Origin of the sequence: Crassaminicella thermophila, from assembly GCF_008152325.1 — a bacterium.
GTDB lineage: Bacteria > Bacillota > Clostridia > Peptostreptococcales > Thermotaleaceae > Crassaminicella_A > Crassaminicella_A thermophila.
This window is the reverse complement of record NZ_CP042243.1, coordinates 1,885,873-1,904,545: the sequence shown is the minus strand read 5'-3', so window position 1 is coordinate 1,904,545 and position 18,673 is coordinate 1,885,873. Positions and strand designations below refer to the sequence as shown.

Annotated in this window: 19 protein-coding genes, 5 tRNA genes and 2 riboswitches; of the genes, 19 read left to right on the top strand and 5 right to left on the bottom strand. The window is 31.6% G+C overall.

Annotated elements, in window-relative coordinates; translation table 11 throughout:
• Nucleotides 1–24 precede the first annotated feature (24 nt).
• Entirely contained in the window at nt 25–858 is an 834-nt protein-coding gene (gene dapF, locus FQB35_RS09460) for a diaminopimelate epimerase (RefSeq protein ID WP_148809685.1), read from the top strand.
• Between the two features lie 28 nt (nt 859–886).
• Here the strand turns inward: dapF and dapD are convergent, their stop codons facing one another.
• From dapD to FQB35_RS09435, 5 genes are read right to left on the bottom strand one after another with little or no spacing between them, the layout of a single operon-like run.
• A complete protein-coding gene (dapD, locus tag FQB35_RS09455; protein WP_148809684.1) occupies nt 887–1,624 on the bottom strand; it encodes a 2,3,4,5-tetrahydropyridine-2,6-dicarboxylate N-acetyltransferase in 738 nt (245 codons plus the stop codon).
• 40 nt (nt 1,625–1,664) lie between these two features.
• A complete protein-coding gene (gene dapB, locus FQB35_RS09450) occupies nt 1,665–2,417 on the bottom strand; it encodes a 4-hydroxy-tetrahydrodipicolinate reductase (RefSeq protein WP_148809683.1) in 753 nt (250 codons plus the stop codon).
• Between the two features lie 15 nt (nt 2,418–2,432).
• The gene (gene dapA / locus FQB35_RS09445) at nt 2,433–3,317 is read right to left on the bottom strand and encodes a 4-hydroxy-tetrahydrodipicolinate synthase (protein ID WP_148809682.1); all 885 of its coding nucleotides are present in this window, start codon (nt 3,315–3,317) and stop codon (nt 2,433–2,435) included.
• Nucleotides 3,318–3,365: 48 nt separating this feature from the next.
• On the bottom strand, nt 3,366–4,367 hold the full coding sequence (locus FQB35_RS09440; protein WP_148809681.1) for an aspartate-semialdehyde dehydrogenase: 1,002 nt from the start codon (nt 4,365–4,367) through the stop codon (nt 3,366–3,368).
• Nucleotides 4,368–4,402: 35 nt separating this feature from the next.
• Nucleotides 4,403–5,173, bottom strand: coding sequence for a DeoR/GlpR family DNA-binding transcription regulator (locus FQB35_RS09435; RefSeq protein ID WP_148809680.1), 771 nt, complete (start codon nt 5,171–5,173; stop codon nt 4,403–4,405).
• Nucleotides 5,174–5,489: 316 nt separating this feature from the next.
• Nucleotides 5,490–5,681, bottom strand: a riboswitch (Lysine riboswitch).
• Between the two features lie 140 nt (nt 5,682–5,821).
• Between FQB35_RS09435 and FQB35_RS09430 the strand changes: the two genes are divergently transcribed.
• The 18 genes from FQB35_RS09430 to FQB35_RS09345 all read left to right on the top strand — a co-directional run bounded on the left by FQB35_RS09430 (nt 5,822) and on the right by FQB35_RS09345 (nt 18,543).
• Nucleotides 5,822–6,997, top strand: coding sequence for a M20 metallopeptidase family protein (locus FQB35_RS09430; RefSeq protein ID WP_148809679.1), 1,176 nt, complete (start codon nt 5,822–5,824; stop codon nt 6,995–6,997).
• Between the two features lie 12 nt (nt 6,998–7,009).
• Nucleotides 7,010–7,945 (top strand): type II CAAX endopeptidase family protein, encoded by a 936-nt coding sequence (locus FQB35_RS09425; protein ID WP_148809678.1) that lies wholly within the window; start codon nt 7,010–7,012, stop codon nt 7,943–7,945.
• Nucleotides 7,941–8,049: riboswitch (TPP riboswitch) on the top strand. (Overlaps the previous gene by 5 nt.)
• A gap of 52 nt (nt 8,050–8,101) precedes the next feature.
• Nucleotides 8,102–8,395: a thiamine-binding protein gene (locus FQB35_RS09420; RefSeq protein ID WP_148809677.1), complete on the top strand. Its 294-nt coding sequence runs from the start codon at nt 8,102–8,104 to the stop codon at nt 8,393–8,395.
• Nucleotides 8,364–9,152 (top strand): ABC transporter permease, encoded by a 789-nt coding sequence (locus FQB35_RS09415; protein WP_148809676.1) that lies wholly within the window; start codon nt 8,364–8,366, stop codon nt 9,150–9,152. Before FQB35_RS09420 ends, FQB35_RS09415 begins: the two co-directional genes overlap by 32 nt.
• Nucleotides 9,152–10,150, top strand: coding sequence for an ABC transporter substrate-binding protein (locus tag FQB35_RS09410; protein WP_148809675.1), 999 nt, complete (start codon nt 9,152–9,154; stop codon nt 10,148–10,150). Before FQB35_RS09415 ends, FQB35_RS09410 begins: the two co-directional genes overlap by 1 nt.
• Nucleotides 10,128–10,886: an ABC transporter ATP-binding protein gene (locus FQB35_RS09405; protein ID WP_148809674.1), complete on the top strand. Its 759-nt coding sequence runs from the start codon at nt 10,128–10,130 to the stop codon at nt 10,884–10,886. Before FQB35_RS09410 ends, FQB35_RS09405 begins: the two co-directional genes overlap by 23 nt.
• Before the next feature lie 53 nt (nt 10,887–10,939).
• A complete protein-coding gene (locus FQB35_RS09400; protein WP_148809673.1) occupies nt 10,940–11,152 on the top strand; it encodes a small, acid-soluble spore protein, alpha/beta type in 213 nt (70 codons plus the stop codon).
• A gap of 79 nt (nt 11,153–11,231) precedes the next feature.
• Nucleotides 11,232–11,972 carry a class I SAM-dependent DNA methyltransferase gene (locus tag FQB35_RS09395; RefSeq protein WP_148809672.1) on the top strand — a complete coding sequence of 247 codons (741 nt, stop codon included), beginning with the start codon at nt 11,232–11,234 and terminating at the stop codon, nt 11,970–11,972.
• A 107-nt stretch (nt 11,973–12,079) separates the two neighbouring features.
• On the top strand, nt 12,080–12,280 hold the full coding sequence (locus tag FQB35_RS09390; RefSeq protein WP_148809671.1) for a cold-shock protein: 201 nt from the start codon (nt 12,080–12,082) through the stop codon (nt 12,278–12,280).
• Nucleotides 12,281–12,427: 147 nt separating this feature from the next.
• Nucleotides 12,428–13,306 carry an Hsp33 family molecular chaperone HslO gene (gene hslO, locus FQB35_RS09385; protein ID WP_148809670.1) on the top strand — a complete coding sequence of 293 codons (879 nt, stop codon included), beginning with the start codon at nt 12,428–12,430 and terminating at the stop codon, nt 13,304–13,306.
• Nucleotides 13,307–13,415: 109 nt separating this feature from the next.
• Nucleotides 13,416–13,491 (top strand) — tRNA-Val (locus tag FQB35_RS09380).
• 8 nt (nt 13,492–13,499) lie between these two features.
• Nucleotides 13,500–13,576, top strand: a tRNA-Asp gene (locus tag FQB35_RS09375).
• A 4-nt stretch (nt 13,577–13,580) separates the two neighbouring features.
• Nucleotides 13,581–13,656, top strand: a tRNA-Phe gene (locus tag FQB35_RS09370).
• Nucleotides 13,657–13,662: 6 nt separating this feature from the next.
• Nucleotides 13,663–13,737, top strand: a tRNA-Gly gene (locus FQB35_RS09365).
• A 5-nt stretch (nt 13,738–13,742) separates the two neighbouring features.
• A tRNA-Cys gene (locus FQB35_RS09360) sits at nt 13,743–13,817 on the top strand.
• A gap of 114 nt (nt 13,818–13,931) precedes the next feature.
• Complete coding sequence (locus FQB35_RS09355) at nt 13,932–16,010, top strand: sigma 54-interacting transcriptional regulator (protein WP_207707282.1); 2,079 nt, start codon at nt 13,932–13,934, stop codon at nt 16,008–16,010.
• Between the two features lie 378 nt (nt 16,011–16,388).
• Nucleotides 16,389–17,756, top strand: a complete 1,368-nt coding sequence (locus tag FQB35_RS09350) for a permease family protein (protein ID WP_148809669.1) — start codon at nt 16,389–16,391, stop codon at nt 17,754–17,756.
• 169 nt (nt 17,757–17,925) lie between these two features.
• A complete protein-coding gene (locus tag FQB35_RS09345; RefSeq protein WP_148809668.1) occupies nt 17,926–18,543 on the top strand; it encodes a DUF1847 domain-containing protein in 618 nt (205 codons plus the stop codon).
• Nucleotides 18,544–18,673: the final 130 nt, after the last annotated feature.

The window sequence follows — 18,673 nt, the reverse complement described above, 5'->3', positions numbered from 1 at the left end:
TATAAGCTACTAAGGAGGTTTTTTATGAAATTTACAAAAATGCATGGTGCAGGAAATGATTTTGTACTTTTAAATGGAATCGTAGAGAAAATTGATGATTATTCAAAATTAGCTTTAAAGGTTTGCAATAGGCATTTTAGTGTTGGTGGAGATGGAATGATGGTTGTTGAAAATAGTGATATAGCAGATGTTAAGATGATTTATTATAATTCAGATGGTTCTGAAGGTGAAATGTGTGGAAATGGAATCAGGTGTTTTTCTAAGTTTGTATATGATAACGATATTGTTGACAAAGAAGTTTTTACTGTAGAGACTTTAGCTGGTATTCAAACTATATGGCTTGAAGTAGAGAATAAAGAGGTAAAGTTTGTAAAGGTTAAAATGAATAAACCAATATTTGATCCAAAAGCTATACCTGTTTTATGTGAAGGTAAAAATGTAATTGAAAAGAGTATTGAGATAGATAGGAAGGAATTTGTATTTTCAACTATATTGTTAGGTGTACCCCACACAGTAATTTTTATTTATGATATTAAAGATATAGATATTAATGAATTAGGACACAAAATAGAAAAACATTCAATTTTTCCTAAAAGGACAAATGTCAATTTTGTTGAGGTGAAAGATAAAAATAATATAAATGTATACACTTGGGAAAGAGGAGCAGGAAGAACGTTAGCATGTGGTACAGGATGTTGTTCAAGTGTTGTTATAGGGAATGTTTTAAATAAGCTTAGCAATAAGGTTATGGTTAAAGCAGAAGGTGGATTAATAGAGGTAGAAATAAAAGAGTCATTTGAAATTTTTATGAAAGGAAAAGCTACTACTATTTGTGTAGGAGAGTTTATAGATATATAAAAGCTGAGGTGAAATACCTCAGCTTTTATTAACCTCTAAGATCTTCTAATAATTTTGTTTTATCAGCAGTTTTTTCGTCTTTATGTTTTATTATTTTTGCAGGAGAACCAGCAACAACTGCTCCAGCAGGAACATCTTTTGTAACTATTGCTCCGGCAGCAACAACTGCATCTTTTCCTACACGAACGCCTTCTAATATAACAGCGTTTGCACCAATCATTACATTATCTTCTATGATTACTGGTGTTGCGCTTGGTGGTTCTAATACACCTGCTATAACGGAACCTGCACCTACGTGTACATTTTTTCCTATGGTAGCTCTAGCTCCAAGTACTGCATTCATATCAATCATAGTACCTTCGCCAATTTCAGAACCTATATTTATAACTGCGCCCATCATTATTACAGCATTTTTGCCTATTTTTACCCGATCTCTTATGATTGCACCAGGTTCGATTCTTGCCTCTATATTCTTTATATCAAGCATTGGAATGGCTGAATTCCTTCGATCATTTTCAATGAAATAGTCTCGGATGAATTCTTTATGTTTTTCTAAGTAATCTAAAACATCTGTATGTTCTCCTATAAGAATCCAAAAATCTTGATGACCAAATTTTTTAATATTTTCAGTTGGAGCATCTTCAAGGTTTCCATCAACATATACCTTTACAGGTGTAGATTTTTTTGCTTCTTTAATAAATTTTGCTATGGCATAAGGATTTGTTAAATCTATATTTTCGTTGGTTCGTTCTTTTTCTGTATTCATTGGTAGAATCAGTCCTTTCGTTTTACTAATATCATTTCAATTATTTTAGCATATCATTCATATTATAGAAACCATTTTTTTGTTTTATCAAGAATTTAGAAGCTTTTATTGCACCTAAACCGAATATATCTTTTGAAAGAGCAGTGTGTTTGATTTCTATAATTTCATCAGGACCTGCAAATATAACAGTGTGTTCTCCAATTATGGTACCGCCACGAATGGCATGTATACCAATTTCGGTAGATGTTCTTTTATCAGATTTACCATATCTTCCGTATACAAATTCTTTTTTAGTTTCAAATGCTTCATTGATACCATTAGCTATTAGGTAAGCTGTACCACTAGGAGAATCAACTTTTTGATTGTGATGTTTTTCGATTATTTCTATGTCAAAGTCATCTCCAAGAGATGCTGCAGCTTTCTTAGCTAGGTTTGTAATTACATTTACACCAAGGGAATAATTTCCTGTCTGGAATATTGGGATTTCATTAGAAGCTTTCATAAGGCTTCTAAGATTTTCTCCTGTTAATCCTGTTGTAGCCATAACCAAAGGCGTTTTTGTATCTAAACAATATTTTAGTATATCAGAAAATGCACTATGATGAGAAAAATCAATTAAAACATCTGCTTTTTCCTTGCATTCACAAGCTTTTTCATATACAGGGAATGTATTTTCAAATTTATCTTTATGTTTATCAATTCCTGCTACTATTTCCATTTCTTTTTCATTAGCAATTAATCTGACTAAAACTCTACCCATTTTTCCATTACATCCACTTATGATTACTTTCATTTAAGAAAATACCCCCTATTTTATTAGACCATATTCTTCCATTCTCTTTTTTAATACTTTCAAATTATTATCAGCCATATCTACAAGAGGTAGCCTTAGTTCTCCTACTTCAAAATTCATAAGATTCATAGCAGTTTTTACTGGAATAGGATTTACTTCAATGAATAATGCATCAATTAATGGTTTCATACGAAGTTGAAGCTTACAAGCTTCTTTTACGTCTCCGTCAATGAATTTTTGTACAATATCGTGTGTATCTTTTGGAGCGATATTAGCTACTACAGAAATAACACCAGAACCTCCTAATGACATCAATGGTACAATCATGTCGTCATTACCAGAGTATATATAAAAATCATTTGGCATAAGGCGAGCAATTTCAGCAACTTGAGAAATATTACCACTTGCTTCTTTTACACCTTTTATATTTGAGTATTTTTCTGCTAATTCTGCTAATGTAGAAGGGAGTATATTTACACCAGTTCTACCAGGAACGTTGTATACAATAATAGGGATTTTTACTGATTCTGCTATAGCAGAAAAGTGTGCGATTAATCCTCTTTGAGTTGCTTTATTATAGTAAGGAGTAATGACTAATACAGCGTCAGCACCTACTTTTTCTGCATATTGGCTCATTTCTATTGCATGAGCTGTACAGTTACTTCCTGTTCCAGCAATTACTGGTATTCGTCCATTGATTTTTTCTATAGTAAATTTAATGGTTTCCTTTTGTTCTTCATCTGTCATTGTAGAAGCTTCTCCGGTAGTACCACAAATTACAATGGCATCTGTTCCTTGTTCAACATGCCAGTTAAGCATTTCTTCTAATTTTTTAAAATTTACTGTTCCATCTTTAAAAGGAGTAACGATTGCAACACCAGAACCGGTAAATAAATTCATAAAAAACCATCCTTTCATAAAATTTAAAAGATAATAATTATTTTATGTTTATTCTTCCAAAGTAGGAACTAATAATTCAGCGATTTGAACTGTATTTGTTGCAGCTCCTTTTCTAATATTATCTGCTACTACCCATAAGTTCAATCCATTTTCTACACTAAGATCTCTTCTGATTCTTCCTACATAAACTTCATCTGTGCCAGCTGCATTCCTAGCTAATGGATATACATTGTTAGAGACATCATCTTCAACGATTATACCAGGAGCATTTTTTAATATATTTCTTACTTGATCTAATTCAAAAGGTTTTTCAAACTCTATGTTAATAGATTCACTATGACAATCTTTTACAGGTACTCTTACAGTAGTTGCTGTAATTTTTAAGTCATAATCATTTAAAATCTTTTTAGTTTCATTAATCATTTTCATTTCTTCTTTTGTATAACCATTTTCTAAAAATACATCAATATGAGGCAAGCAATTACCAGCGATAGGATGTGGATAAGCAGTTTTAATATCATTGCCTTTTAATCCTTCTTCTAAATCGGCTACACCTTTTACTCCTGATCCAGATACAGCTTGATAAGTAGAGTATACAATTCTTTTTATTTTATAATGATCATGTAGAGGTTTTAATGCTACAACTGCTTGTATAGTAGAGCAATTAGGATTAGCGATAATTCCTTTATGCCATTTTATATCTTCTGGATTTACTTCTGGAACAACCAAAGGAATATCCTTATCCATTCTCCAAGCGCTGCTGTTGTCTACTACAATAACGCCTTTTGAAGCAGCAATAGGTGCAAATTTTTTACTAATTTCTCCTCCAGCAGAGAATAAAGCTATGTCAATATCTCTGTCAAAAACATTTTCTGTTAGTTCTTCAACAATAAATTCTTTTCCTTTACAAGACACCTTTTGGCCAGCTGATTTGGCAGAAGCAAATACATAAAGATTCTCAAATGGAAAATCTCTTTCTTCTAATACCTTTAAAAAAGTTCTTCCAACCATTCCTGTAGCACCTACTATTGCAATATTTACTTTTCTCATGTTATTACCTCCTAAAATGTATGATATTTATAAAATTATAATAAAGCATTACCAATTTCTATATAGATTCCTTTCTTTTCAATTTTATTTAAAGCTTCTTTATCAGCTTTATCATCCGTAATGAGTACATGGATTTTATCAAGCTGACATACATTTGCAAAAGTAATTCTCCCAATTTTTCTATAGTCTGCTATTACAATATTTTTTCGGCTAGAATCAATAACAGCTTTTAAAAAATCACTGCTGTCGATTGTTGAAGTGCTAATTCCTGTATCTTCTTTAATACCAGCACATGGAATAAAAGCTTTATCGAAATGGTAATTTTTTAAATCATTAATAGCTCTAGAACCTAGTATATTTCCTTTATAGTTTTTGATTCGACCGCCAATGACTATTGTTTCTATATTAGGAATTTGAGAGAGTTCTTTTGCTACATCTAAGGAATTGGTAACGACTGTAATATTTTTATCTTTTATTATTGGAATCATAAGCAAACTGATCATACTTCCCATAAGCATGATTGTATCACCATCATCAACGAATTGAGCTGCTTTTATAGCAATCTTTTTTTTCTCGTTTAGTGCTTCTGTTTTTCCTTCTTCTATTGATGGGATCCATTTTGATTTTTCTACTCTTACAGCACCTCCGTGAGTTTTTTTGAGAAGGCCATTTTTCTCTAAGGCTGTAAGATCTCTTCTTATTGTGTAGATAGAAACATTAAAAGTTTCTGTTAATTGGTGAAGATTTACAATACCTTCTCTTTCTACTAGCTCAATTATTTTTTTTCTACGAGCTTCAGTAATCAAAATATCTGCCTCCTGTGTTTGAAATTTATATGATTAACTTCTGCTAATATTATTATAATATATTTATAAAAAAATGGTTACATATATGATATACTATTTTGAAATATTTGTAAATTGTTTTCTGTAATATTTTTAAAAGTTTTAGAGGATTTAGTATTGTAAAAGGTTATGCTGTTATTGAATGATTCTTTATATGGTGAGATATTTCACGTAAGTAACAAAAGGTAAGAGTTGTTTTCTATAAATAAAAAAACGGCAAAAGAGTAAAAGAAGCTCTTTGCCGTAGAAAACGCATAAAGAATACAACTTTCACCCCGTGTGAAATAGCGCACCATTGATAGACTGGGCAACCTATCAATGACAGTATTATGCTTATTCAACATAATACCAGCAGTAAATCCCAAGGGAGGGGAAATATGCTTCGGCGATGACACCTTTCTTCTAGACATAACAGCTCCCTTAGCCTATTCTAAAATACTCATTGTTCATCGCAACCTCTAAAACACAACGCTAATATTTAAATATTTATTTTAACGTATCGTAACATAACTTTTAAGGCGTGTCAACTAAAAATTTTTACTTTTCTAATAATAAAAAAAAGGATACAATACTTTATAGGTAATTTTATTAGAGATGAGGGGAGTAAAAATGATTTATATTGAGAAAGAAATATTAGATATCAGAGAAGAAATCATTAAGGTAAGAAGAGTGTTGCATCAGATTCCTGAAGTTGGATTTAAAGAAGAAAAAACAAATGCTTTTATAATAGAAAAACTTCAGGAGTATGGAATAAAGGTATATAAGGATGTAGCCAAAACTGGGGTTATAGGATACTTAAAAGGAAATATTGGAGACAGAACTATTGCTTTTCGAGCAGATATGGATGCTCTTAGTGTAGAGGAGAAAACAAATCTTTCTTATGCATCGAAACATAAAGGAATGATGCATGCTTGTGGGCATGATGGACATATGGCTATTGTGTTAGGACTTGCTAAGTTTTTATCTTTACATGCAGAAAAATTAAGAGACAATATTGTATTTTTATTTCAGCCAGCAGAAGAAGGCCCCGGAGGAGCAAAGCCAATGATTGAAGAAGGTGTTATTGAAAAATTTCAAATTGATAATATCGTTGGGTTGCATGTGTATCCAGAAGTAGAGGAAGGAAAGATTGGATGTAAAGAAGGGCCTATGATGGCGCAAACAGGTGAATTTGATATAATCATTAATGGACAAAGTGGACATGGGGCTATTCCGCAAAAGGCAAAGGATTCAATTGTTATTGCTGCTGATCTTATTTCTACTTATCAAACAATAATAAGTAGAAATATTAATCCTGTTGAAGGAGCAGTGCTTACAATAGGAAAAATGTATGGAGGAGAAAGAAGGAATATTATAGCAGGAGATGTTACTTTAGAGGGGACATTAAGAGCTTTTAACGAAGAAACGTATGAAACAATAAAAGAAAGAATGATAAAGATAGCAAAGGGAATTGAAATTGTACATAATTGCAAGATAGAGGTTATATTTAGAGACATGTATCCTGCAGTTATAAATGATAAAAATCTAGTAGAGAAACTTATAAAAGCTGTTGGAAAGGAAAATGTTGTGAATATGGAGCCACAGATGATCTCTGAAGATTTTTCTTATTTTCAAAGAAAAATTCCTGGACTTTTTTTCTTTCTTGGTGTTAGAAACGAGGAAAAAGAATGTATATATCCGCTTCATAATAATAAATTTACTTTTAATGAAGAGATACTTTTAACGGGAGTACAGGTATATTTAAATTTATTAAGACAAATAAATGGATTAGATAAAAAGCTATAAGGAGTGGATGATTTGGAAAATAGAAAAGAAGTAGGGATCTTAGGAGCAAATATATTATATCTTATTACAGCTATTTTGCTATTAACTATTGGGTATTATGTACAGCATAAAGATGTAGAGAGTGGACTAATTATTACAGAATACATCCTTATATTATTGCCACCCTTGATCTATGTTAGACTAAAAGGTGATAATTTTAAAAGGGTTTTTAGGCTTAATAAATTAAAGTTAAAGCATGGATTATTGATTATTGGCATTACAATTCTTAGTTATCCGATAGCTTTATTTTTTAACCTTGTGATTATGACTTTTATAAGCACCTTAGGAAATATTGAGCCACCACCTATTCCTACTGCAAAGAATATATCTGAATATTTCGTTTTGATGATTATTATTTCTATGTCTGCAGGGATTTGTGAAGAATTTTTTTTTAGAGGACTCATACTGCGTAGTTATGAAAGAATGGGACAGATAAATGCTATTGTTATTTCTTCTTTTTTATTTGGTTTATTTCATTTTAATATTCAAAATTTTTTAGGACCTGTGATTCTAGGCCTTATTTTCGGCTATTTAGTATATCGAACAGATTCATTATTTGCAGGGATTATTGGACATATGACTAATAATGGGGTAGCAGTAACATTAGGTTTTTTAATTAATTTAATCAACCGAAAATTGCCAAAACAAGATATTTCCACTAATATGCCAAATACACTGCAGTTAATTATGGCTACTGTTTTTGTAGGATTTATTGCTACAATTACAGGAGTAGGTGCTTATCTTTTGTTAAGAATAATTATTAAAGATACAAAAAAAAGAAGATATATGGAAGTGGAAAATATAGAAAAAATAAAAAAAATGTCCTTATTTGTATTTACACCTATACTTCTAACGGGTATTATATTTATATATGTGGTTTATTTACAACTAAATTCTATTATGCATTAGTAAAAAGGGGAGCTGAAGGAAATCGGCTGAGAGGGAGCTTCTTTGTTCCGACCCATAACCTGAACTGGATAATGCCAGCGGAGGGAAATATATTAAATTATTATGCCCTTTATCCAGTTAAGATAAAGGGTTTTTTATTGAATAGGAGGAACTGTTATGGCACATGTTAATTTAAGCTTACAGGTATTGCCAAGAGTACCTGACGAAAGAATATATCCAGTAGTAGATGAAGTAATAAAATTAATTGATGCATCTGGATATAAATATGAAGTTGGGCCTATGGAAACAACCATAGAAGGAGACTTAGATGGTTTGTTAGAGATTGTAAAAAAAGCTCAAGAAATATGTATAAAAGAAGGTGCAACAAGAGTAATGTCTGTTATAAAGATTGATTATAAGCCAGAGGGCGTGACGATGGATGAAAAAATTGCAAAATATAGAAAAAAGTAAAGTCTCTGTCATTTTTATTGGGTTTATTTTTATATTTTGGGAATTAATTGTTAGGGGTGGAATGGTACCTGCTTATATACTACCAGCTCCTACAAAGGTTTTATACACTCTTATCAAAATATTTCCAGATATGCTGCAGCATTTGATAATTACATTATATGAGGCATTTTTAGGCTTTATTATGGCAATACTCTTATCTATAATTATAGCAGTAATGATGGATGGAATTATGGTTTTTAAAAAGGCTCTTTATCCAATTATTATTACTTCTCAAACAATACCAATTATTACTCTAGCTCCATTGTTTGCTATGTGGTTTGGGTATGGATATCTGCCTAAAATTGTTGTAGTAGTGTTAGTTTGCTTCTTTCCTATAACTGTTAGCTTACTAGAAGGCTTAGCTTCTGTAGATGATGAACTTCTTGGCCTCCTTAAAAGCATGGGTGCTAGTAAGCTGCAAATATACAAAATGGTAAAGTTTCCTGCAGTTATGCCTAATTTTTTTTCAGGGCTTAAAATTTCAGGTACTTATAGTATTATGGGAGCTATTATAGGAGAGTGGATGGGAGGAAAGAAAGGGTTAGGTGTTTATATGATAAGAGTACGGCATTCTTTTGCTATTGATAAAGTTTTCGCTACAATTATTGTTATAACATTATTAAGTATTATTCTGTTAAAACTTATCAATATTCTAGAGAAGAAATGTATGCCTTGGAGTAGATACTTAAATAAAGATTATGAGGAGGAAATTTTATAATGAAAAGATATTTTATAGCTTTTTTAGTTTTAGCATTGTTAATAGTAAATGGTGTAGGATGTACCAAAAAAGAAGTTCAAGAGGCAAAAGAAAATAAAAAAATAACAGTTATTTTAGATTGGGTGCCAAATACTAATCATACAGGTTTATATGTTGCAAAAGAGAAAGGATACTATGAGGATGAAGGATTAGATGTTGAGATAATACAGCCTACAGAAGGGGGCAGTGCAGATTTAATAGCTGCTGGACAAGGGGAGTTTGGAATAAGTTATCAGGAGCAGGTAACTTATGCAAGAACAGCAGAAAATCCATTGCCTATTAAAGCTATTGCTGCGATTATACAGCATAATACATCTGGATTTGCTTCTCCAGCAAATAAGAATATTAAAACACCAAAGGATTTTGAAGGAAAAAAATACGGTGGATGGGGTTCGCCTATGGAAGAGGCTATGTTAAAAGCTCTAATGGAAAAAGAAGGAGCAGATTTTTCAAAATTAGAAATGGTAAACATTGGTGCAGTAGACTTTTTTACGAGTGTACAAAAGGATGTAGATTTTTCGTGGATTTATTATGGATGGGATGGTGTAGCAGCAGAATTAAAGAATTTTCCACTAAATTTTATAAAATTGCAAGATGTTGATCCTAATTTAGATTATTATACACCAGTAATTATTGCAAATGAAAAATTATTAGATGAGAAGCCTGAGTTAGTAAGGAAATTTTTAAAAGCAACAACAAAAGGATATATGTATGCTATTAATCATCCTGAGGATGCAGCAAAAGATTTATTAAAAAATGTACCTGAATTAGATGAGAAAATGGTTATTGCAAGTCAAAAATATTTAGCAAAAGAGTATCAGGCTGATGCATCAAGATGGGGAGAAATGAAAGAAGAAATATGGAGTAATTTTGCAAATTGGATGAAAGAGAAAAATCTTCTAGAAAACAAACTAGAGGTTAAAGAAGCATTTACAAATGAGTTTTTACCAAAGAAATAATATGAAGAAGATAGAGGTATTAAATGTAAAAAAGTATTTTGGAAATCTCAAGACACTAGAAGATATCTCTCTTTATTTAGAAGAAAACCAATTTGTTAGTATTTTAGGTCCTAGTGGAAGTGGAAAGAGCACTTTATTTAATATTATTTCTGGACTGATAAAACCTGATGAAGGAAAAATAATCATAGAAGGAAAAAATTATATAGGAAAAACAGGAAGAGTAAGCTATATGCACCAAAAGGATTTGCTACTTCCATGGAAAACAATCATAGAAAATGTATGCATTCCTCTTATTTTAAAAGGGTACACAAAAAAAGATGCAGGGGATAAAGCGAAAAAATATTTTGATTTATTTGGATTAGAAGGATTTGAAAATCATTATCCATCTCAGCTCTCTGGAGGAATGAGACAGAGAGCAGCTCTTTTAAGAACATATTTATTTTCTAATGATATTATGTTACTGGATGAACCTTTTGGAGGGTTGGATGCGATAACTAAGAGAAATATGCAGCATTGGCTACTTAGTGTATTGGAAAATCTTAAGTCTTCCATACTTTTTATTACCCATGATATTGATGAGGCTATATTTCTCTCTGATAAAATTTATATTCTTTCAGAGAGACCTGCAAAGGTGAAAGAAGTTGTTTGTGTAGATATTGAAAGACCAAGAGATAATAGGACTTTTGTTAGTGAAAAATTTAATGAATTAAAGGAAAATATTTTAAATCTATTATAGATGTATAAAAAAGTTACCCCTTACCAATAATACTTAATAGGGGAGGGGTATAAATGTCAAAGAAAAACAGTGAAAAAAATAAAAAGAAAAAGATAGAAACTATTGAGGATGTTTGGAAATATGAAATTGCGAAAGAGTTAGGATTATTGGAAAAAGTAGAGCAGTTAGGATGGGGAGGGCTTACTGCAAAAGAAACTGGTAGAATTGGTGGATTAATTACGGTAAGAAAAAAACAATTAAAGAATGCAAAGAAAGTTGAGGGATAGAAAAATCTATCTCTTTTTCTTTTCTTATTGAAATAAACTTATATAATATAAATATATAAAAATGCAAAGGAGATGTGAAATGGAAAGCTATAGTGCTTTTGCTTATGTATATGATAAGCTTATGAAAGATGTAGATTATGATAAATGGGTAGAATACATTGAGAAAATATTTGAAAGATACGGGGCAAAACCTAAGAATATAGCTGAATTAGCTTGTGGTACTGGAAATATTACGAATAATTTAGCGAAGAAAGGGTATAATCTTATTGGGGTTGATATTTCAGAAGATATGCTTTTTGTTGCTCAAGAAAAAGCAAGAAATATAGGGGTTGAGGTAATCTATTTAAATCATGATATGAGAGACTTAGTCTTGCCTAGTGAGTTAGATGTTATTTTATGTATTTGTGATGGTATAAATTACATTGTTGATGAAGATGATTTAGTAAGAGTATTTGGGTTAGTTTATAGTCATTTAAAGGAAAAGGGTTTATTTATTTTTGATATTAGTTCCTATTATAAACTATCGAATATACTTGGAAATAATACTTATGCAGAAAACTATGAAGATGTATCATATATATGGGAAAATTATTTTGATGAAAACAAAAGCATTTGTGATTTTGATCTGACAATTTTTATGAAAGAAGGAAAGCTTTATAGGAAATATGAAGAAGCACATAGACAACGTGCATATAAAGAAAAGGAAGTATTAGAACAACTAAAAAAAATAGGATTTCAAAAAATAGAGATATTTGAAGCATTTACATTTTCTGACCCTAAAGAAGAAAGTGAACGCATCTATTTTGTATGTCAGAAATAATTGAAAATTTATTAATTTATTATGATTGACACGACAAAATAGCTGTGATAAACTTAAATTGAAGCGTAAAATACTTACGCATGAAATTTGTTAGGAGGCTTGTTTTAATGGAAAAAGGTACTGTAAAATGGTTTAACTCAGAAAAAGGTTATGGATTTATTTCAAGAGAAAATGGAGACGATGTTTTCGTACATTTCTCAGCAATCAACATGGAAGGTTACAAAACTTTAGAAGAAGGTCAAGCTGTTGAATTTGAAGTAGTTCAAGGAGAAAAAGGACCTCAAGCTACAAACGTTACTAAAGCTTAATAAAAACTTTTATATAGAAGTGCAATAAAATCTTTAATGAACGTGTAGCATTTAAAAGCCCTGATGGTAATCGGGGCTTTTATTATGTTTACAAATATGAATTTACACGTATAATAGATATAGTTAGAAAGATAGGAGGAAGATACAATGAAAAATTATGTCATTCGTGCAATGGCTGCGGATAAAAATCTAAGAGTTTTTTTAGCCGTTACAACAGAATTAGTAGAGGAAGCAAGAAAAATACATAATACAACACCTGTTGCAACTGCTGCTTTAGGAAGGACTCTTACAGGAACTGCAATGATGGGATTGATGCTAAAGGGTGAAAAAGATAAGCTGTCAGTACAAATAAAAGGGGATGGACCTCTAAAGCAAGTTTTAGCTGTATCAGATTCTAAAGGAAATGTAAAAGGATATGTATCAAACCCTTATGTTGAATTGCCTTTAAAAGACAATGGAAAACTAGATGTTGGTGGTGCTATAGGTAAGGGGAAAATAATTGTAATAAAAGATTTAGGTTTAAAAGAACCTTATATTGGACAACATGATTTAGTATCTGGAGAAATAGCAGAGGATTTTACAGCGTATTTTGCTTACTCTGAACAGCAGCCTTCAGCAGTAGCTTTAGGCGTACTTGTTGATAGAGATTATAGTGTAGCAGCTGCTGGAGGTTTTATTATTCAAGTTTTACCAGATGCTGATGAGAATGTTATTACAAAACTTGAAGAAAGATTAAATAATCTTTTACCTGTTACTCAAATTATGGAAAAAACAAAAGATGGGGAAGAAATTTTAAGAAATGTTTTAGAAGGATTTGATGTTGAGATACTGGATAAAAAGGAAGTAAATTTTGTGTGTGACTGTTCAGTTGAAAAACTTGAAAGAGCGTTGATTAGTATTGGAGCAAAAGATCTAAAGGAAATAATTGAAGAAGATGGAGAAGCTGAACTTACATGTCATTTTTGTAATAAAAAATATCATTTTGATAAAGAACATTTGCAAAAGCTTTATAAAGAAGCACTGTAGTTTTATAACTACAGTGTTCTTTAATGATAAATAGATATAAAAATCTTATTTTTTCTTGACAGAGTATAAGTTAATGTGTATAATAATCTTTGTCGGTAAGGAAAATTAAGGGCGCATAGCTCAGCTGGGAGAGCACCTGCCTTACAAGCAGGGGGTCATAGGTTCGATCCCTATTGCGCCCACCATTTAATTTGGCCCGGTAGTTCAGTTGGTTAGAATGCCAGCCTGTCACGCTGGAGGTCGAGGGTTCGAGTCCCTTCCGGGTCGCCAATTTGCCCAGATAGCTCAGTCGGTAGAGCAGGGGACTGAAAATCCCCGTGTCGGTGGTTCGATTCCGCCTCTGGGCACCATTTAGTGCGGAAGTGGCTCAGTGGTAGAGCATCGCCTTGCCAAGGCGAGGGTCGCGGGTTCAAATCCCGTCTTCCGCTCCAAGTCTGGCGGCATAGCCAAGTGGTAAGGCAGAGGTCTGCAAAACCTTTATTCCCCAGTTCGAATCTGGGTGCCGCCTCCAGTGAAAATTACATAATTTTTAAAAATCCTAGTTTTTGCTAGGATTTTTTTGTTTTGTTATATATAATGTTTGTATAAAATGAATGATTAAAAAAGTAAACATGGAGGGAATTCATTGAAAGTTAAGGATTTAATGACAAAAGATCCTATTGTGTTATCAGAAAAGGATACCTTTGAGGATGTTGCAAAGCTTTTTATTAATAAGCATATTGATGGTGCTCCTGTACTTGATCAATATGGTGAGTTAGTAGGGATTATAACAAAAAATGATTTAATAAAAGCATTTATTAACAAGATTTCTCCTAATACTTCAATTGATGAAATTTCTTCTAAAAGAATAATAACCATTGATGAAGATGCTGATATTAAAGATGCTTGGAATCTTAATGTGGGAAGATTGCCTGTTGTAGATGCAAAAGGAAACTTGGTAGGAATACTTACGCGTACGGATTTATCTAGAAGACTGCTTGCTAGAGAAATTAAAGAATCTTGTGAAATGAAAGCTATTTTAAATTCTACTAACAATGGTGTGATTACTATTGATAAAAAAGGGGTTATTAAGAGATGTAATCCTTCAGCTGGCAGAATATTAAATTTAGATAAAAATATTATAAATTTAAAAATAGAAGATGTTTTGCCAGAATTGAAATTGCATGAGGTAATTAAGACTGGAATAAGCCAATACAATGAAAAAATTCAGTTTAAAGATAAACAGCTAATATGTGATCGTATTGCTTTGTATAAGGATAAAGAAATTTTTGCTGGAGTTATTGTATTTAAGGATAGTTCGGATTTGCCAAGTATTATAGATGAACTAAATACTGTACAAAGGCTTTCAAGAAAACTTGATGCAGTTATTGAATCTTCCTATGATGGTATTTATCTTACGGATGGAGAAGCAAATACTTTAAGGATTAATAAAGCCTATGAAAGAATTACTGGAGTTAAAAGAGAAGAAATGTTAGGAAGTAATATGTGTGATTTGGAAAAAAAGGGTTACATTTCTGAGTCTGCTACTTTGAGAGTGTTAAAAACTGGAAAGACTACTACGATTCATCAAAAATTTCGTACTGGAAAAAATGCACTTGTTACGAGTACACCTATTTTTGATGAGAATGGAAAAATTAGTATGGTGGTAACGAATGTAAGAGATATTACTGAACTTGCTAAACTGAAGGAGCAATTAGAAAAAAATAAAGAATTAGCACAAAAGTATTACTCAGAAATAGAAGAAATGAGATTACAGCTTTTGAATACTTTGCATATTGTTGCTGAAGATGAGAAAATGCTTCAGACAATGAGGCTTGCAAAAAGAGTTGCAAAGGTTGATACAACAGTATTATTATTAGGAGAAACTGGTGTTGGGAAAGAAGAAGTGGCTAAATTTATTCATAAGAACAGTAACAGAAAGAAAAATCAATTTATTAAAATAAATTGTGGAGCTATTCCAGAAAACCTAATTGAATCTGAATTATTTGGATATGAAAAAGGTGCTTTTACAGGAGCTAATAAAGAAGGGAAAGTAGGGCTGTTTGAAGTTGCTGATGGAGGAACGTTATTTTTGGATGAGGTAGGAGAATTATCTTTAGATATGCAAGTTAAACTTCTTCGAGTTTTACAAGAACAGGAAGTTAAACGAGTAGGAGGAACTATGCCTATCAAAATTGATGTGCGCATTTTGGCTGCTACAAATAGAAATTTAGAAGAGATGGTAAAGGAAAAGCGTTTTCGAGAAGATCTTTATTATCGATTAAATGTTGTACCTATAAATATTCTTCCTCTGAGGGAAAGAAGGGGAGATATTATTCCGCTTATTCGCTACTTTCTTTCAGGTTTGAATCGAAAATATGGATGGAATAAAGAGTTTAGCAAAGATGCATTAGAGTGTTTATATGAGTATGATTGGCCAGGAAATGTGCGAGAAGTAAAAAATATTGTAGAGCGGGTATTTATTATGAGTAATCAAGAAAAGATTACTTCTGAAGAATTGCCTAAAAATATTTTTTGCAAAAATGTTAATGAAAGTTTAACTGACACAAGTGAAATTTTACCACTAAGGGATGCTGTAGCAAAATTAGAAAAGGAATTAATAGATAAAGCCTTTGAAAAGTACGGAAATGTACGAAGCGCTGCAAAGGTATTAGGGATTGATGCATCTACTTTTGTTCGGAAAAGAAAGAAATATAACAATTAAAGTAGTTGCAAAATTGCAATTTTGTTGCATTGCTGCAAATGAGGCGTAAAAAATAAATAAAGTATGAAAAAACAAGAAAATGAAATAAACAGATGTGAAAATTAAAAAAACTCTGTTGCATTATAGCAACAGAGTTTTTGATTTAAAATGAAAATAATGCTACATAAATAGAAGGCTCATAGAAATACAATAAAAAATAAATTTATGGGTTAAAATGGAAAAAATGGTATAAATCTTGCTATACATAAAAATGGGGCATATGTAAAATTATTACACAGATTCTTAAAAACGGGAGATGATATAAAGAGTATAATTTTAAAACTGTTTCATATATCTATATAAAAGTACATATGTTTTAAGAAAGAAGGAGGAGAAATTATGGCAATGAACAGAGAATTTGGAAAAGAACAGCCGTATATGTCAGTAGGACCATTTAAAATACGTATTCCTTTTATTCATTATCGATTTGAATGGGCAGATTATATTCAAGGATTATTAATGTGTGCTGTATGTCTTGGTGCTATTCCTATGCTTCAAGAATATTTGGGAATGCCATTCGAAGTAGCCATGGCAATTGTATTATTGAATGGAATTCTGTATTGTGCCCATGTTTTTTTAGGAGATCCGGTTGTACCTGGATGGGTAACTCCTGCTATTCCACTTTTGATGATTCATGTTAGTCAATATGAAATGGGACATGAGAGGATGCAGGCTTTAATTGCATTTGAAATGACTTTGGGTATTCTAGCAATCATCTTAGGTATTACGGGACTTGGTAAAAAAATCGTTTCTATTATACCAAATGCAATGCAATCAGGGATTATATTAGGTGCAGGCTTTGCAGCAGTAATGGTTATTTTTAAGGAAGGTGCTAGATTTGATACATTTCCAAAATCTATTATTATTTGTATTGGATTAGGATTTTATTTATTGTTTTCAAACCATTTTAAGAGTATCAGAAATAATCATTCAATTTTAAAGGTTATTGCAAACTTAGGTATTTTACCAATTGTTGTTATTGCAATCATTGTAGGACCTTTAGTAGGGGAGACACCATGGCCGCAAGTGGAATGGGGTATTACAAAACCAGCATTTGCAACGTTGTGGAAGGATTGGACATTTTTTGGGGTAGGATTTCCACCAATGAGTATGTTTATTGAAAGTTTACCAATGGTTTTATCTGCTTACATTGTTTTATTTGGAGATATGATTCAAGCACAAGCATTGCTTGAAGATGCTCAAAGAGTTCGTCCGGATGAACATATTGATTATAATCCTAACAGATCTCACTTAGTATTTGGATTAAGAAACCTTTTAATGTCTATTATTGGACCTGATTTAACAATGTGTGGTCCTCTTTGGGCAGCAATGCAAGTTGTTATATGTGAACGTTATAAACATGGTAGGAAAGCAATGGACTCAATCCATGGTGGAGCAGGATCCTTTAGATTTGGTACCCTTACTGGTTATTTGCTTCTTCCTATTGTTACCCTTTGCAAACCAATACTAGGAATTGCTCTTGCATCAACTATGCTAATTCAAGGATATGTTTCTGTTCGTGTTGGTGTTATGAAAGCACGTACTTTTAATGATTTAGGTATTGCTGGTGTAATGGGTGCTGTACTTGCTACTCGTGGTGCTGCATGGGGGCTTGCAACAGGTATTATTCTTTGTTTACTAATTAATCTAGGTAACAAGCCAGAGTATGATGTATATATTTTCGGAGAAGAAGAAAAAGCAGCATAGTTAAGAAAAGATTATGCAGATTGTCTTTTATAAGATATCTGCATAATTTTAATTTAAGTGTCTTTATATTTATTTTTATAGTATGAAGTTGATATATACCATAAACTTACTTTGTGTTAAAGTATTAATGAATATTGTTTATTTTATATAAAGGAGGATTCTTATTAATATGTTTACATGTGATAGTTGTGAAGTTATAGGGTGTAGAAAAGGAGAATATGAAGATGCACCAAAAAACTGTCCTATAAGGGAAGAGGGAGTTTGTGCAGAAGCAAGAGAAGAGTATGAAAAAGAAAATATAAAAAAATTCATAGATGGAACAATGCAATTAGAGAATAAAGGACGTGGTCAATTATCACGGATTGAAGAAACTATTGAATTTTGTAAAATTATGGGATATAAAAAAATAGGTGTAGCGTTTTGTATAGGATTAAAAAAAGAGGCGAAGACATTTGTAAAAATTCTTAAAGATAATGGGTTTGAGGTTTCGTCAGTGATTTGCAAAAATGGAAGTATAGATAAAAATGAATTAATATTGAATGATGAAGATAGAAAAGATAGATTGGAAATTAGCTGTAATCCTATCGGACAAGCAATGTTATTAAATAAGGAAGAAACAGAGTTTAATATTGCATTAGGGCTTTGTGTAGGTCATGATTCTTTGTTCTTTAAGTATGTAAAAGCTCCTGCTACTGCATTAGTAGTCAAAGATAGGGTATTAGCACATAATCCGATAGGAGCGTTGTATTGTGCACATAGTTTTTATAGAAAAAGATTTAAGAAATAAACGATGCAAAAATACAACATCGTTGCAAAAAAGCAACAAAAAGAATGTATGTCAAAACACCTTTGAATAGTAAAGTATAGATTTTTCTAAAAAAAATTAAAACAATTATGTTGCATTATTGCAACGAAGT